This window comes from Stenotrophomonas sp. 169 (assembly GCF_014621775.1).
Taxonomy (GTDB): Bacteria; Pseudomonadota; Gammaproteobacteria; order Xanthomonadales; family Xanthomonadaceae; genus Stenotrophomonas.
The window spans coordinates 637,027-654,394 of record NZ_CP061204.1 but is presented as its reverse complement, the minus strand read 5'-3'; the positions used below and the strand labels follow the sequence as shown (position 1 = coordinate 654,394).

Annotated in this window: 6 protein-coding genes; 3 read left to right on the top strand and 3 right to left on the bottom strand. The window is 68.1% G+C overall.

All coding sequences use genetic code 11. The features are described 5' to 3' along the window. Positions 1-4: 4 nt before the first annotated feature. The 3 genes from ICJ04_RS02740 to purL all read right to left on the bottom strand — a co-directional run bounded on the left by ICJ04_RS02740 (position 5) and on the right by purL (position 14,040). Complete coding sequence (locus ICJ04_RS02740; protein ID WP_188326034.1) at positions 5-1,903, bottom strand: S8 family serine peptidase; 1,899 nt, start codon at positions 1,901-1,903, stop codon at positions 5-7. 159 nt (positions 1,904-2,062) lie between these two features. Continuing rightward, the gene (locus tag ICJ04_RS02735) at positions 2,063-9,706 is read right to left on the bottom strand and encodes an ESPR-type extended signal peptide-containing protein (RefSeq protein ID WP_188326033.1); all 7,644 of its coding nucleotides are present in this window, start codon (positions 9,704-9,706) and stop codon (positions 2,063-2,065) included. Between the two features lie 449 nt (positions 9,707-10,155). Then, complete coding sequence (gene purL, locus ICJ04_RS02730; protein ID WP_188326032.1) at positions 10,156-14,040, bottom strand: phosphoribosylformylglycinamidine synthase; 3,885 nt, start codon at positions 14,038-14,040, stop codon at positions 10,156-10,158. A 147-nt stretch (positions 14,041-14,187) separates the two neighbouring features. Here purL and ICJ04_RS02725 point away from each other — a divergent pair, with 147 nt between their 5' ends. The 3 genes from ICJ04_RS02725 (at position 14,188) to ICJ04_RS02715 (ending at position 17,280) form a co-directional block, all read left to right on the top strand. After that, entirely contained in the window at positions 14,188-14,934 is a 747-nt protein-coding gene (locus tag ICJ04_RS02725; protein WP_188326031.1) for a hypothetical protein, read from the top strand. Between the two features lie 228 nt (positions 14,935-15,162). Then, complete coding sequence (locus ICJ04_RS02720; protein WP_188326030.1) at positions 15,163-15,639, top strand: hypothetical protein; 477 nt, start codon at positions 15,163-15,165, stop codon at positions 15,637-15,639. Positions 15,640-16,104: 465 nt separating this feature from the next. Then, on the top strand, positions 16,105-17,280 hold the full coding sequence (locus tag ICJ04_RS02715) for a hypothetical protein (protein ID WP_223202973.1): 1,176 nt from the start codon (positions 16,105-16,107) through the stop codon (positions 17,278-17,280). Positions 17,281-17,368: the final 88 nt, after the last annotated feature.

Sequence of the window (17,368 nt, the reverse complement as noted above, 5' to 3'; positions counted from 1 at the left end):
CAACTTACTGCGTGGCAAGCAGGGTCACGCCGGAGAACGCTGCGTCACCCACCACCTTCACGTAGTACGTGCCGGCGACCGGCGCCGTGATGCGTACGGTTTCCGCATTGCCGGTGCGCGAGGACTTGGCGGTCCATGCCACGGTGGAGGTACCGTTGTCCGCGCCCACGTGCAGCGAGATGTTGCCAGTGCCGCCGTAGGTGACGAAGCTGACCGGCTTGCCGGCTGTCGCCACGAAGCTGTACAGCTTCTCGCTGCCGCTGGCACCGCTGATGCCGGCCACGGCGACCTTGTTGGTCAGCGGGGTGGCAGGCGGTGCGCAGTTCTCGGTGCATGGCTCCTTCAGCGCCTCATCCAGCGCGGCCTTGGCATCGACGATGCCGGTGCCGATCGGCGTGCCGGCCGGGATGGTCACCGGGAACGCACGCGCGGTCTGCTTGAGCAGCGTTTCCATCTCTGCCGGGGTCAACGGGTCACGGTCGGCATCGGCCAGTGCGCCCTGCACCAGCGCCGCCACACCGGCGACATGCGGCGAGGCCATCGAGGTGCCGGCCATGCCCATGTAGGTGAACGTGCCGGAGGTGGGCGTGGTGGCACCGTTGTAACCGGCCTGCCACACATAGCCACCCGGATTGCCATCGACACCGCCGCCGCCGCCCGGTCCGGACACATCCACGAGCGTGCCGAAGTTGGAGTACGACGCAATGCCACCGGTGATCCGGTTGGCGCCGACGGCGATCACGTTGTTGCAGCTGGCCGGGCGGAAGTTGGCCGCGTTGGACGCCGAGTTGCCCGCCGCGACCACCACGATGGTGCCGCGCGACACCGCCCCATTGATCGCGTCCTGGTACACCGCGTCGCAGGCCGCACTGCCGCCCAGGCTCATGTTGATGATGTCAGCCGGGGTGGTGTTGGCCGGCACGCCGGTGACCGTGCCGCCGGACGCCCAGGTGATCGCATCGGCGATGTCGGACAGGTAGCCACCACACTTGCCGAGCACACGGACGGGCAGCACGCTGGCCTTGTGGGCCACGCCGGCCATGCCGACGCCGTTGTTGGTGGCTTCGGCGATGGTGCCCGCTACGTGCGTACCGTGCCACGAGCTGTCTTCGGCCAGCGAGCCGGCATAGCACTCGTTGTCGTTCTCGACCCAGTCACCCATGTCCAGTGCACCCGGTACGCGCTCATCGGTCGGACGCCGCGAGGTCTCCGCATCGCTGATGAAGTCGTAGCCCGGCAGCAGCGCACCGCTGACGAAGTCGGGATGCTGCGGCAGGATGCCGGTGTCGAGCACCGCTACCACCACGCCTTCGCCTGCGGCGATATCCCACGCCGCCGGTGCGTTGACACCGCCGGTGGCGCTGCTCAGGTGCCACTGGTACTGCGCGTACAGCGGATCGTTCGGCACCAGGGACGGCGTTGCATCTGCCTGCACCACGGCGCGGGCGCGTGCCGGCGTACCGGCATCGATGGCGTACATGCGTGCATCCGGCACGGCGTACTGCACGGCCGGGTCGGCGCGCAGTTCAGCCAGCACCTTGTCCAGGTCAGCAGTGCCAAGGCGGGTCTTCAGGCGGATCAGGTCCGCGCCGACGCCGAGCCTGCGCACGACCTGCGGGCTGAACGCAGCAGCGCGCGCGGTAGCGGTCGCCTTGTTGCCGGACAGCGTGGCACGCGACAGCGCACCGTTGACGACGCCGACCTTGGCTGCGCTGCTGCCCGCAGCGACGCTGCCGGCCTTGTACTTCACGATGATGCCGTTCACGGCCTGCTGCTGCGCGGCGGGGGAATGCAGGGGCGCGCTGACCTTGAGGTCGGCGGCCTGTGCCATGCCCGCACCCGCCGTCAGGGACAGCACAGCAGCGGCGAGAACGTTGGTGCGGAGGTTGTGCTTCTTGATCACGTCGAAATCCTCTTCTGGGTCGTTGGTGGTACCAAACCTGCGGCCTTACTTCCTTGCGACTACCCCGGGCGGGCCACGCCCGGGTTGCCGTGACCCGCCCCCTCAGGCTTCACTGGCGGGCGGCGACCGGCGGCCGCCGCCGTTTTTGTTGCCGCGCCCTTACCAGCCGAAGCCGGCACCGACGCCTACGGAACTGTCATCACTGCTGAACGCGCCGCCGAACGTCACCGTGGCGCGATCACTGACCGCACGCTGGTAACCCAGCGACAGGGCCGATTCGCCGCCCTGGAAGCCGACGCCGACGCCGACCCGGTTCTGGGTGCGCACGCCGGCGGCACTGGTTGCCATGTTCAACATCGCGGCGCTCATCGCGCCCTGCTGGTCGATGCGGCGGTCCATGTTGCGCAGCTTGCCGTCCACTTCGCCCTTGAACACATCGACGCTGTCGGCGACCGTTTTGAAGCGGGTGTCGGTGTAGCTGTTGGCCGACGCCACACCGCTGTCCAGCTGGCCTTTGTTGACCGCGTCGGTCGCCTGCGTGCCGGCCGCCACGTTGGTGACCTGGCGCTCACCGCCGACGCTGCCGACGGACACCGAGTTCGCACGATCCGCGACCGAGCCCTGGCCCAGCGCGACCGAGTTGTCGGCCGATGCCGTCGCACCCAGGCCGAGCGCGGTCGCCCCGGCGCCGCTGGCGACGGCACCCTGGCCGACAACGGCCTGCGCACTGACGTCGGCGGTCGGTGCAGCTACCAGACGCGAGCCACCCGCTGCCGTTGCCGGTCCGGTTCCACCGGCTGCCGGTGCAGGCGATGCACTGCGCGGAGCCCCCGATGCCAGGCCCTGGCCCATCGAAGAAACGCGCGAATCCAGCGCAGTCAACGCGTCACCCACGTTGTTGTAGGTGTTGCCCTGGATGACGTAGTTCGGCGCGACGAACACACCCTGCAGGCCCACGCTGGCGCCGCCGCCAAGCATGCTGGCCGCGTTGCTGAGCGACTGGAACAACTGGCCCCCGTTGACGGCCTGGCGGCTGTCACCGCTGATGTTGCCCGCGGCGACGTTGTCCACCACCGTGCCCCGCTCACCGTTGAAGGTGATCTTGCCGCGCTGCGAATCGTCGTAGGCCAGCGAATTGGCCTGGGTGGTCTGGATACTGCCGATGCGGCTATCGATATCGTTGACCTGGGTCTCCACCGCGCCGACGCGCTGGTTCGTGCGGTTGAGCTGCGAACCGGTGACGGCATCGCTGCTGTCGGCGGTCAGTCGACCTTCGGTCACGTTGACGATGCGGCGGGTGGCCGGTGCACTGGCTCCGCTGCCGCCACCGACCGAAACCACGTTGGCTTCCAGTGCCTTGGACCCCGCACCCAGGGCGACACTGCGCGCGCCGCTGGCGATTGCATCACCGCCAAGTGCCAGCGAAGCCGACCCGGAAGCGACTGCCGAGCTACCGATCGCGGTGGCGTTGAACGCCGTCGCCTCCGAAAGACCACCGATGGCCGTGCTGAAGTCGCCGCTGGCATCGGCACGGAAGCCCAGTGCGGTCGCAACGTTGCCACTGGCCGTGCTCGCCGAACCCACGGCGGTCGCCGCAGCGCCTGCCGCCGTACTGACGTAACCCACGGCCACCGACTGCACACCGGAGGCGGCCGAGGACGCGCCGGTTGCCGTGCTGCCGTCGGCGCTGGCCACGCTGGCCGCACCGAAGGCGGCACTGTTTTCCCCGGACGCCACGCTCTCGGCGCCGTTGGCCGTCGCGTACTCCGCCGACGCCAGCGCGTTGCCGCCACTGGCGCTGGCATTGGCGCCCACCGCCTGTGCATTGAAGCCGCTGGCCGTTGCGTTTTCGCCGTTTGCCAGTGCGTTGAAGCCGACCGCCGTGGCATTGTTGCCGGCCGCCGTGGCGCCGCTGCCCAGGGCAACGGTACCGTCACCCAATGCATTGGCGGCTTCACCTGCCGCCAGCGCGTTGTCACCTGTCACCAGGGCACCGGCGTCGCTGTCTTCACTGCCGCTGACGGCGAAGTATTTGCTGCCGGTCCCGCTGGCGTCGGCGACGGCCTGCAGCTGCGCCAGATTCACCGCGTCGGTGGCTTCACTGCCTGCCGCCACGTTGGTGATCTGCCGCGTCGCGCCGCTGGAGCCGACCGACACGCTGTTGTCGCGGTCGGCGATGGAGTCCGCACCCAGCGCCACGCTGTTCAGGCCTCGCGATTCCGCTGCATTGCCCAGCGCCGTGCTGTTGACCCCCGGCGACCAGGCACCACCGCCGACGGCGGTGGAGTAGTTGCCGGATGCCTCGGTAGCGAACAGTCCACCCAATGCGCCACCGACGGCCACGCTGTTGGTACCGCTGGCGATGCTGGCCTGGCCGGCGGCCGTGCTGTACGCACCGCTGGCCACCGAATCGCCACCCAGGGCGACCGAATTGGAACCGGAAGCGTTGGCGAAGCTGCCCAGTGCCGTGGCGTTGAACGCCGTGGCCTGCGCGTAGCCGCCCACCGCCGTGGTGTAACCCGCCGTGGCTTCTGCTGCGAAGCCGAAGCTGGCGGCCGTGGTGCCGATGGCCACCGCTTCGGAGCCCACCGCCGTCGCACCGCTACCATCAGCCGTGGTGAAGTAACCCACCGCAACCGCTTCTTCGCCGCTGGCTTCAGAGAGCACGCCAGCGGCGGTGCTGCCGTCGCCGCTGGCAACGCTGGCGGCACCGTAGGCGGCGCTCTGTTCACCCGAGGCCAGGCTTTCTGCGCCGCTTGCAGTGGCGTACTCGGCCGATGCGACCGCGTTGGCACCGCTGGCGCTGGCGTTGGCCGCGAGGGCCTGTGCATTGAAGCCGCTGGCGAGCGCGTTCTCACCTTCTGCCAAAGCATTGAAGCCGACGGCTGCCGCGTTGGACCCGTTGGAGGTTGCACCGCTGCCCAACGCGATGGCGCCATCGCCAATCGCGTTGCTGGCCTCACCAGCGGCAAGTGCGTTGTCGCCGCTGACCAGTGCGCCGGCATCGCTGTCGTCGCTGCCGCTGGCCTGGAAGTACTTGCTGGTGGTTTCACCCACCGAGGCCACCGCATTGAGCTGGTCCAGGTTCACCGCATCGGTGCCCTGTGTACCGGCGGCCACGTTGGTCACCTGTCGCTCGTTGCCGGCACTGCCCACCGATACGGTGTTGTCACGGCTGGCCACCGAGTCGGCACCCAACGCGACCGAGTTGATCGCCGATGCGCTGGAGAAGTAGCCGATCGCCGTGCTCTGGTCACCGGTGGCAAAGGCCAGGGTGCCCGCCGCAGTGGAATTGTCACCACTGGCCTGCGCACCTGCGCCTACCGCCGTGGCGGCTTCGCCGCTGGCTTCGGTGGAGATGAACAAGCCCAGGCCGGGCAGCAGATCGACCGGGCCACCGATCGCGGTGCTGCTGGTGCCGGTGGCGACCGTCTGCGTGCCGATAGCGGTGGAGTAATCGCCGATGGCGTTGGATACCGCACCGAAGGCCGCGGACTGTGCGCCGGAGGCATACGCTCCCAGGCCGTAGGACGCCGCACCGAAGCCGCTGGCGACGGCGCTGGCACCGACGGCGGTTCCACCGAGCCCGGCGCTGGTGGCGCCGGTATCCACCGGCACTCCGCCGTTGGTGATCAACGGATTGCCGTCTTCATCGACCGCCACGCCGCCGACCGCGACGCTGCCCGGACCGGTGGCCTGTGCGTTGTTGCCGAAGGCGGCACTGTTCTGCCCGGCTGCCAGCGCGTTGAAGCCGACCGCTGTCGCGTTCTGGCCTGCAGCGGTTGCGCCGCTGCCGAGTGCCGACGCACCGTCTGCCAATGCGTTGGACGCCTCGCCGATGGCCGTTGCGTTGGCACCGGACGCCAGTGCGCCGGCGTCGCTGTCTGCGCTGCCGGTGGCCTGGAAGTACTTGCTGGTGGCCTCGCCTGCGGCCGCGACTGCGTCCAACTGGTCCAGGTTCACCGCGTCGGTGCCTTCGGTACCTGCCGCTACGTTCGTGAGCTGGCGTTCGTTGCCGGCGCTGCCGATGGCGACGCTACGATCACGCGCTGCCACCGAACCGGCACCCAGCGCGACACTGTTGTCACCGGCCGCACTGCTGCCCGCCCCCAGGGCGATGGCGCTTTCGCCCAAGGCCTCGGAATTGGTGCCGATGGAAATGCTGTTGACGGTGTTGCCCAAGGCCTGGAAACCCATCGCGATGCTGTAATCGCCATAACCGAAGGCCCCGCGACCCACTGCGGTGGAGCTGAGGCCATCGGCCCAGCTGTTGTAGCCGATGGATGTGGAGCCACTGCCGCTGGCCCACGACGCCAGACCGAAGGCCGACGCATTGGTGGCCGTCGCCCATGCGCTGGAACCGAACGCGGTGGCGCCGTTCGCGGTGGCGAAGCTGTAGCCGCCTACGGCCGTGGTTTCATCGCTGCTGGCCCAGGCGCTGTCACCCAGTGCCACGCTGTAGCTGCCGACCGCGCGCGCCTTGTTGCCGCCCGCAAAGCTGTTGTCACCGGTCGCCTGCGCGCCCGAGCCGAACGCATTGCTGACCAGCCCGGTGGCCTGTGCTGCATTGCCTACCGCCGTCGATCCGGCGCTGGCACTGGTGCCGGTCAGCACGGCGGTGCCGTCCGGGTTGGTGAGCGGCGAGTTGTACTGGTCATACGCCTGGCCGAGGCCACCGATGGCCACGGCCCCTTCACCGCCGGCACTGGTATTGCGCCCCAGCGCAACGCTGTCGTTGCCGACTGCGGACGCACCTGCGCCCTGCGCTACCGCGCCGTCACCGATCGCATTGCTGGCGGATCCAACCGCAACAGCGCCTTCGCCTTCGGCCCACGCACCGGTGTCGGTGCCGGTTTCCGGCTGCGCCTGGAAATACTTGCTGGTGTTTTCCGCACCCGCCGCGACGGTGTTCAGCTGGTCCAGGTTCACCGCATCGGTGCCTTCGGTGCCGGCCGCCACGTTGGTGATCTGGCGCTGCGCATCGGCACTGCCCACCGACACGCTGTCGTCGCGGTCGGCGATCGAATCCGCACCCAGCGCCACGCTGTTGGCGCCCTGCGAGGTTGCTGCATTGCCCAGCGCGGTGCTGTTCACCCCGGGCGACCACGCACCACCGCCGACGGCAGTGGAATAGTTGCCTGATGCTTCAGTGGCCAGGATGCCGAACAGTGCGCCACCTACTGCGACGCTGTTGGTGCCGCTGGCGATGCTCGCCTGGCCGGTCGCCGTGCTGTAGCCACCGCTGGCCACCGAGTCCGCGCCCAGCGCCACCGAGTTGTCACCGGTGGAGGCACTGTTGGTACCCACCGCCGTCGAATAGTCACCGGTGGCGTTGGCCACCGCGCCGAAGGCGGACGCCTGCGCGCCGCTGGCATACGCGCCCAGCCCGAACGAGGACGCCGCAAAACCGCTTGCATCGGCGCTGGCACCGACGGCCGTGCCGCCCACGCTGGCGCTGGTGGCGCCGGTGTCTACCGGGACCCCACCGTTGGTGATCAAGGGGTTGCCGTCTTCGTCCACCGCCGCACCGCCCACTGCCACGCTGCCCGGGCCACTGGCCTGGGCGTTGTTGCCGAAAGCGGCGCTGTTCTGGCCGCTGGCCAGTGCATTGAAGCCAACGGCAGTGGCGTTGCTGGCGACCGCCGTAGCGCCGCTGCCAAGGGCCGTGCTGCCATCGGCCAGCGCGTTGGACGCCTCACCGATGGCCGTTGCATTGGCGCCGGCGGCAAGTGCACCGGCGTCGCTGTCCGCGCTGCCGGTGGCCTGGAAGTACTTCGCCGTGGTGTCAGCCACGCTGGCAACCGCGTCCAGCTGGCCCAGGTTCACCGCATCGGTGCCCTCGGTACCTGCCGCGACATCGGTGATCTGGCGCTCGTTGCCGACGCTGCCGACGGCGACCGAGTTGGCCCGCACGGCTTCGGAATTGGCGCCGAGGGCCACGCTGTTGGCGCCCCGTGCGGTGCTGTAGTAACCGACGGCGGTGCTGTCTTCACCACTGGCCCAGCTATGCGCGCCAAGCGCGCTGGCGCGGTCCCCGGGTGCATAGGCGAAGTAACCCACTGCAGTAGCCTGTTCACCGGACGCTTCGGTCAGCGTGCCGCTGGCCAGGCTGAGATCACCACTGGCGATGGCGCCGGCACCGACGGCCGTGGCCGATTCGCCGCTGGCCTGGGTCTGCACGAAGATTCCCAGGCCCGGAATCAGGTCGGCCGGTCCGCCGATGGCGGTGCTGCTGGTGCCGGTGGCGACCGACTGGGTACCGATGGCCGTGGAGTAATCCCCGATGGCATTGGATACCGCACCGAAGGCGGACGACTGCGCGCCGCCGGCATACGCGCCGAGGCCATATGACGAGGCAGCGAATCCACTGGCCTCGGCGCTGGCACCGACGGCCGTGCCACCTACGCCGGCACTGGTTGCGCCGGTATCCACCGGCACCCCGCCATTGGTGATCAGCGGGTTGCCGTCTTCGTCCACGGCCACACCGCCTACTGCCACGCTGCCCGGGCCACTGGCCTGCGCGTTGTTGCCGAAGGCCGCGCTGTTCTGGCCACTGGCCAGTGCATTGAAGCCGACAGCGGTTGCATTGCTGGCTACCGCTGTAGCGCCACTGCCGAGCGCCGTGCTGCCATCGGCCAACGCGTTGGATGCCTCACCGATGGCGGTCGCATTGGCGCCTGCGGCAAACGCACCGGCGTCGCTGTCCGCGCTGCCGGTGGCCTGGAAATAGTTGGCCGTGGTGTCGGCGACCGCAGCCACTTCGTCCAGTTGGTCCAGGTTTACCGCATCGGTGCCTTCGGTACCGGCCGCCACGTTGGTGACCTGGCGTTCCAGCCCGGCCGAGCCAACGGACACGCTGTCCACGCGGTCGGCATACGAACCTGCGCCCAGCGCCACGCTGCCCGCGCTTTCGGCCACTGCACCGGCGCCCAGCGCCGTGCTTCCGCTACCCACCGAAAACGAGCCACTGCCGACGGCAGTGGAATAACGGCCTGCTGCTTCGGTCGCGTACTGACCGTCCAAGGTACCGCCGACGGCGACTGTGCCTTCGGCGGTGGCCAAAGCCGCATCACCCAGTGCCACGGCGTTGTTGCCGGAGGCCACGCTGCCGGCGCCCGCGGCCGTAGCCGAGGCACCCGAGGCGGTAGCAGTACCGGTACCGCTGGCCTGGAAATAGTTCGCGGTGTTTTCGGCGATGTCAGCGACCGCGTCGAGCTGGGCGACATTCACCGCATCGGTATCTGTCTCGCCGGCCTTGACGTTGGTGATCTGGCGCTCGCTGCCGACACTGCCGACCGACACGCTGTCTGCCCGGGTCGCGATCGAATCCGCGCCCAGCGCCACGCTGTTACTGGCCGATGCGACGCTACCCGCCCCGAGCGCGGTGCTGCTGGTGGATGTGGCCTGCGCGCCGCCACCGAAGGCGGAGGAAAGTGATTTGCTGGCGACGGTGTCGGCGCCGATGGCCACCGCGTAGAGGCCCTTGGCTGCGCTGTTGTCACCCACTGCCACCGCATTCGGACCGGAAACAACAGCGCTGCCGGTCACCACGCATTGCGCCAGCGTTCCGTCCTCCAGCCGGCATTCTTCGGTACCGCCGACGGCCAACGACTGGGCGTGGGCTTGCGGTGTGAGCGCCCCCCATCCCAACGCCATGGCCAGTGATGCCCCAACCAGGACCGGTCCGGTGCCTCGGCGGCGTTTGTCGATGACGTTGCCGGGCTGATCGGACGAGGCCAGTTCAGAGGCCACGACCAGCTGTCCGAGTGCTTTGTTCCAGACCTTGCGATAAATCCGATTCATCTGAGTACGACTCCTGGTTGGACTGGTTTTCGGGCAAAGCAACGCCAGCGCCGGGTGCAATGACCCAACGTCCCCTGGGGGCGCTTGATTCGCGTGATTTACTGCAGTTGCCGGGCCGCTGTCAGTGAAACGTGGTGCGCTGCCTGCGGTCAGGCGGAGGGGGTTGACTGAATGTTTCCAGAACGAGATAGAGGTTTAACGTGAACGTTTCCTGACGTCAATAGCTTGACGCACAAAAAGGAAATGACGTGATGCCGGTCCCGAATACGGCCATTCATGAGCCGATTGCGTCAGGATGTAACGACCATGTAACGCACGTGGTCGACGCGTATTCACCCGCAAATGTGCGCGTATCGTCTGCGATTCACGTGGGCAAGAAAAAACCCGCCGGTTTCCCGGCGGGCTCTCAATACGGCGGCGGATTGGCGCTACGCATCACTGAATTGCGTTCATCCGCACCATGCGCGTGCGTTGCGGAACATCCGCATCCACGGCGAGTCCCCCTGCCACTCGGGCGGGGCCCAGCTCAGGTTGAGTGCGCGCGCGGTGCGCTCCGGGTGCGGCATCATGATAGTGACCCGGCCGTCGGTGGTCGTCAGCCCGGTCATGCCGTCCGGCGAGCCGTTGGGATTGAGCGGATACTGGCTGGCCACCTTGCCATCGCCGTCGATGAACCGCAGCGCCACCCGCGCCGCCGCCTGATCCACGGCATTGTCGAACACTGCGCGTCCTTCGCCATGCGCCACCGCCACCGGCAGGCGTGAACCGGCCATGTCGCGCAGCAGGATGGACGGCGACTCCACGACCTCCAGCAGCGACGTCCGTGCCTCGAACTGCTCGCTGGCATTGCGGCGGAACTGCGGCCAGTGCTCGGCACCGGGGATGATCGCCTTCAGCTGGCTGATCATCTGGCAGCCATTGCACACACCCAGCGAGAAGCTGTCCTCGCGCGCGAAGAAGGCGGCGAACGCATCGCGCAGCGCATCACGCTCCAGGATCGAGGTCGCCCAGCCACGGCCCGCACCCAGCACGTCGCCGTAACTGAAACCACCGCATGCCACCAGGCCACGGAAGTCCTGCAGCGCGACCCGACCCTCAATCAGGTCGCTCATGTGCACATCGAACGCGCGGAAACCGGCCCGTTCGAACGCGTTCGCCATTTCAATCTGGCCGTTGACGCCCTGCTCGCGCAGGATCGCCACGGTCGGCCGGGCACCGGTCTGCACGTACGGGGCACCGATATCCTCGTTGAGGTCGAACGACAGTTTCGGCTTCAGGCCCGGGGCGCTGAAGGCCCGCGCCACCTGGTGTTCCTGATCGGCATTTTCCGGGTTGTCACGCAGCTTCTGCATGGCATGGGTCACCGACCACCAGGCATCGAACAGCGCTTCCCAGCGCCACTCGACCAGGCTTTCACCGTGCAGGGTCACCCGCACCACCGGTGCCGTGGTCGGGCGGGCGATGCGCTGCGCGCATTCGGTCAGCGCATGGCGCTCGACCAGGTCAGCGAAGGCGGCGCGGTCCTCGCGTGCCACCTGCACCACCGCGCCCAATTCTTCGTTGAACAGGCTGCGGAACGGATCATCGCCCCAGGCATCGAGCAGGATGTCCAGCCCCAGGCGCGAAGCGAACGCCATCTCGCACAGTGCGGCAAATGCGCCGCCATCGCTGCGATCGTGGTACGCCAGCAGCACGCCGGCCTGGCGTGCATCGCGGATCAGTTCGAAGAACGCGCGCAGGCGCTGCGGATCATCCAGATCCGGCGCGGTGCCACCGAAGGCAGGCAGGCCACTGTGGTCGGCATGCACCTGGGCCAGGATCGAACCGCCCATGCGCTGCTTACCGGCCCCCAGGCCGATCAACCACAGCTCGCTGTCCACGTCGCGCTGCAGCAGCGGAGTGAGCTGCTGGCGCACGTCTGCCACCGGGGCAAACGCGGTGATCACCAGCGAAACCGGCGATACGCTCTTGTGTGCCTGGCCGCCATCGTGCCACTGCGCCTGCATCGACAGCGAATCCTTGCCCACCGGGATGCTGATATCCAGCTGCGGGCACAGTTCCATGCCCACGGCCTTGACCGCGTCGTACAGCAGGGCGTCTTCACCGGCGTGGCCGGCAGCCGCCATCCAGTTCGCCGACAGCTTCACTTCGTCCAGCGCATCCACCGGCGCGGCGCACAGGTTGGTGATCGCCTCGCCGACCGCCATGCGCGCCGAAGCGGCCGCATCAAGCAGGGCCAGCGGCGTGCGCTCGCCCAGCGACATCGCCTCGCCGACCACGCCGTCGAAATCGCCCAGGGTGATGGCCACGTCCGCAACCGGCACCTGCCACGGGCCGATCATCTGCTCGCGCGCGGTGAGGCCACCGACGCTGCGGTCACCGATGGTGATCAGGAAGTTCTTCGAGGCGACGGTCGGGTGGGCCAGTACGCGAAGGCCGGCTTCGTGCAGGTCCAGCCCGCCGGTCTTCAGCGCAGGCCAGCGCGGGGCAGGCGGGTGGCTCGCGTCACGGTGCATCTTCGGCGGCTTGCCGAACAGCACGTCCATCGGCAGGTCGATCGGGGCATCGGCGGGGATGTGGCCCGGCACGGCGCCGTACGCCACCACCAGGTGCTCTTCCGTCGTCGCAATGCCCACCGCGGCGAACGGGCAGCGCTCACGCGCGCACAGCGCGGCGAACGCATCCAGACGCTCCGGTGCGACACCCAGCACGTAACGCTCCTGGGACTCGTTGCACCACAACTGCATCGGCGACAGCGACGGGTCGTCGGTCGGCACCTTGCCGAGATCGATCACCCCGCCCACGCCGGAATCGTGCAGCAGTTCCGGAATCGCGTTGGACAGGCCGCCCGCACCGACGTCGTGGAAGAACTTGATCGGGTTGTCCAGCCCCATGCCGACGCAGCGGTCGATCACTTCCTGGCAACGGCGCTCCATCTCCGGGTTCTCGCGCTGCACGCTGGCGAAATCCAGGTCTTCCGCGCTTTCGCCCGATGCCACCGACGAAGCGGCACCACCGCCCAGGCCGATCAGCATCGCCGGGCCGCCGAGCACGATCACCACGTCACCGGCCTGCAGCGGCAGCTTGTCCACCTGTACGCGGTCGATGGCACCGAGACCACCGGCCAGCATGATCGGCTTGTCATACGCGCGGGTCAGCGCGCCACCTTCGGGAAGCTCGAAGCTGCGGAAGTAGCCCAGCAGGTTCGGACGGCCGAACTCGTTGTTGAAGGCCGCACCGCCCAGTGGGCCGTCCAGCATGATGTCCAGTGCCGGCGACATGCGCGGATTCAGCGCGCGCGGCGCTTCCCAGGGCTGCGGCAGCGTCGGGATGCGCAGGTGCGAGACCGAGAAACCGGTCAGGCCTGCCTTGGGCTTGCCACCGCGTCCGGTTGCCCCCTCGTCGCGGATCTCGCCGCCGGCACCGGTTGCCGCACCGGGGAACGGCGCGATGGCGGTGGGATGGTTGTGGGTTTCCACCTTGATCTGGAACGCACTCGGCAGCACCGCTTCGCTGCGGTACTCGCCCGTGGACGGGTCCGGGCGATAGCGTGCCGCCGGGTGCCCTTCGATCACCGCCGCATTGTCGCTGTAGGCGCTGAGCGTGTGCTGCGGGGTCTGCTGGTGGGTGTTCTTGATCATCTTGAACAACGACCGGTCCTGGTCCTGCCCATCGATGGTCCAGCTGGCATTGAAGATCTTGTGCCGACAATGCTCGGAGTTCGCCTGCGCGAACATCATCAGTTCCACGTCCGAGGGCTTGCGTCCCAGCTGGGCGAAGCGCTCCCGCAGGTAGTCGATTTCGTCCTGCGCCATCGCCAGGCCGAGGCGCTGGTTGGCACCGTCCAGATCCTCCAGCGCGATCCGCTCCAGCTCGCCACGCGGCAGCGCGTTGAACAGTGCCTGCCCCTGCTCCACGGTCTCAAGCACCGACTGGGTCATCGGATCGTGCAGCGCCTTCACCAGCGCCTGCTGGACCTGCGGGTCGGCAGGCCAGCCCAGCAGGTCCAGGCGCAGGCCACGTTCGACCCGGCTGACCGGCTGGCCCGCACCGCGCACCAGTTCGGTCGCCTTGCTCGACCACGGCGACAGCGTGCCCAGGCGCGGCACCACGAAGCGCTGCGTCGCACCGGCGGCCAACGGCTCAGCGTGTTCGCCAGCCTCCAGGATCCGCCGCAGGATGGCGGCATCGGCGTGCTGCTGGCCTTCGGGCTGCACGAAATACACATGCCAGGCACCGCTGATGCGCAGATCGGCGGCAATGGACTGCAGGCGGGATTCGAGACGTTCGCGGCGGAACGCCGACAGGGCGGGCGCGCCCTCGAGGACCATCATGTCCGGGGAACCGTGGTTGGAAACGGGCCCGATAGTGTACCGGAAGCAGGCCGCCGGCCCGGACTCGCAAGGTATGCGCGAAAACTGGCGGTCGCCCGTCGCAGACCCGGCGACCCTGCGGCCTGTCTCCTGTCCCAGGCCGTCTCCATGCCACCCAACCACGTCAGTGCGCCTGCCCTCTCACTGGCCAACCTCGTCTCCGTCGTCGTTGCCGCCCAGCAGAAACGCCTCGTCCCCCAGCTCACGTCACCGCTGCTGCCCGCCCTTGTCGTCAACGGCGCTCGTCCCTTCCCCGCCGAAGCGCTGGTTTTTCCCCACGGCACCCTGACGGGCGCGCTGACCGTGCTCCCCCCGCTGCGGATGGGCCTGGCGCAGATGGCCGCTGCGCAGGCGCCAGCTCCCTCGAAAACGGCCCCGCACAACGCGGCTGCGTGCCAGCAGGTATGGGATCGCATCCAGGCGGTACGTGCCGACTGGTTGCTGCGCGACACAGGCCAGCATCCCACGCAGCGGGGGCTGGCCGCGAAGGACAACGGTGCAGCGCGTCAAGGCAGCACCGAGGCGCTGGAGACGCTGCAGGCGGCGGACAGAGTGCGCGCCGTGCGCAAGCTCTGGCACGGGCGCGAGGCGGAGCAACTGACGGCGGCCTCGCCGTCCAGCCAGCAACGGCCAACGGTGTCGATGCCGCAACCGTCCGCGGTATTGCTGCAGACGATGGCGCTCCACCGCAGCAGGTCGCCCGATCCGGCACGCCTGGAGGATCTTCTGCGCGGCCGCATCCCCAAGCCGTCCGAGATGATTCCCCATCCCCCGCATAAGTATCCGACGTTGCCGCAACGCAGTGAGTTCCATCCGTTCGGTATCAAGCGCGCACTGGATCGCCTGCGCGGATAGGACGGCTGCGCCATTCATGGCGGCCGACGTCAGACGCAGCAGGCACGCTGCACCCCCTCATCCTTCCCGTGAGACACCTCGATGCTGATCCATCCCTCCCCGTCCTTCACCGCACGCTCCGTCTCACTCGCTGCGCAAGCCGTGCAGCGGTCGACCCACCTGACGCCCTCCCAGGTACGAAATGCCGCCACCGGCAGATCGGGCTACCAACCGCTTACGCAGGCCGTGATGAACCGCCTGTCCCGCGCGGCAGACCGCTTGCCGAAGCCCGCTTTTGCCGTGGCATCCCATGCCGCGACCCGTGCGCTGGCAGGTGCATGGATGCGCCCGCCCGCCAGCGTGAGCGCAACGCGCTGTGCCTTCACCGGACTGGCGCTGCGCAACGGGCAGTTCAGCGCTGCCGCCGCACGGGCATCGTTCTGCAACTTCTCGCGCACCGTGCGCACGACCGCCACACCGCCACCGGCCGCCAACTTCAGTCGCAGCGTGGTTTCGGTTGCGGTTGCGGCTACCGCGGCCGTTGCCGCACCCGACCCGCCCAAGCAGGATCCCGCCCCGGCCACGGCACCGCTGCCATCACCTTCACTGTCCACGCTACCCGAAGGGGAGGCCGCGCTGACCCGCATCGCGTTGATCCGCCAGCAGTGGCAGAGCGGTTTCCATGACGTTCCCTACGCTTCCAGAGCGGTCAGCCGCACGCTCTGATCGGGCGATCGACGCCTGCCCGGCCCGCTTCCATCCCACCCGGCCGCAGAGGGCAGAACTGCATCTGTACGCGATCAAGCGCGCCCTTGACGGTCTGCGCGGCCGCAGCTGAGCGCCCACGCCCGCATCCCACCCTCGCCCTCCTTCCCTGCTGGAACTCTCATGCATGCCACTGCCGCCTCTCTTTCCCAAATCGGGCACGCCACACGAGCCGCCAGCAAGCGGGTTAACTGGGTGGATCCGCCGGGCCGACCGCAGAGCCTGTCGCTCAAGGGCGTCGGCAACACGGTGCCGCACCGTCACGCGCATGGTCTCCTCCCGACGCTACCGCAGATGCTGCCGTCGACGGTGCCGGTGTCCGGACAAGCGCGCTTCCAGCATCTGCTGGACCAGTTCGAGCTCAGCCTGACCGACACATCCAGCGATGTATTGAGGGCATTGCGGGATGAAGCATGGACCGGCACGTTGCAGGGGCAGGTGCTCAGCGAGAGCGACCAGTCCTGCCTGGCAGCGGGCCTGACGCTGCACCTGCTTGAGCAATCGGGCGTGTGGAACGAGGGCATTGGGGATCTGCTGCCGTTGATCGTCAATGTGCGGAGCTGGCCCGCTGGGCGCGCGCTGCGCATCGTGGATTCAGACCACGATGCCATCCACCTGTACCGCCCGGGCGAGCCTGAGCTGTGCCACCGCAACGGCGGCGCCGAGTTGCCCGCGCCGGCCGAAGACGAAATCATCCTGCTGCGGCACGAACGTCACTTCAGCCTGATCCGGCGTGACCAGGAACAGGCCATCGAGCAGGTGGCGGATGATGGCGACTGCTTCTTCAGCTGCATATCACGAGCGCTGAAGGCCAGCGACGTAGCCGGATCCAACCATGGGATGCGCCTGGCCCTGGCCGACCACATATGGAACACGCCCGAGCTGCTGCAGGTTGCAGGTGCACAGGAAGGCAGGTTGCCAGACACAGGGCCACCGCGCGATCCCCAGGTCTCAGACATCCCGCCACCGCCCCGTGAAGCATCCTCGGCGTCGACCGAGTCCACCCTGTCTGCGAACGTGCTGCCGGTTGATCCCTCCCCGGAATTCACCGCGGCGTGCACTTCCTCCGCGCTGGATGCCTATCGCGACGCCATGGACCGGCTGGTCAGCGAAGACGTCTACCGGCCTGCTGTCCTTGAGGAGCGGCATCACCATCACAGCGCCCAGATCCTATCCAACCTGCGCCTTGGGCCGGACGGTCTGTGGCCTGGGTCTGCGCGGGCGGAAAAAGTGCGGCAGGAGCTCGACACCGCGTTCGCTGGCTATCAGGCGACGAACACAAACGCTCTGAAGGCGCGGCAAGAGAACATCAACGCACTACATGAAACGACCATTACGACCTACATCGCACAGATTGACGAGGCACTGGAAACGCCAAAGAAAGGCGAAAGCCTGCCTGCCGCACAAGCGCGGATACGCTCTGCGGTCGAGAAAGAGTTCCACACTGCGATCGTGGAAACGGTCCGCGCCCAGGAACTGCGTAAGGGGCATCTGGCGGCAATCCGCGCTGAGATCGAAGCGTACTGGACCGACAGCGTCATTCCCCGGGCGGTGAAATCCGAGCGCGCACCCGAGGCAGGGAGCGCCATTCCCCGCGCCTGAGACACGACCAGGCGCTGCTATGTGACCGGTTCAGCACTAGTCACATAGCTGACGCAAATAGCGCACTGGCTCACAGTTTATCGCCGCG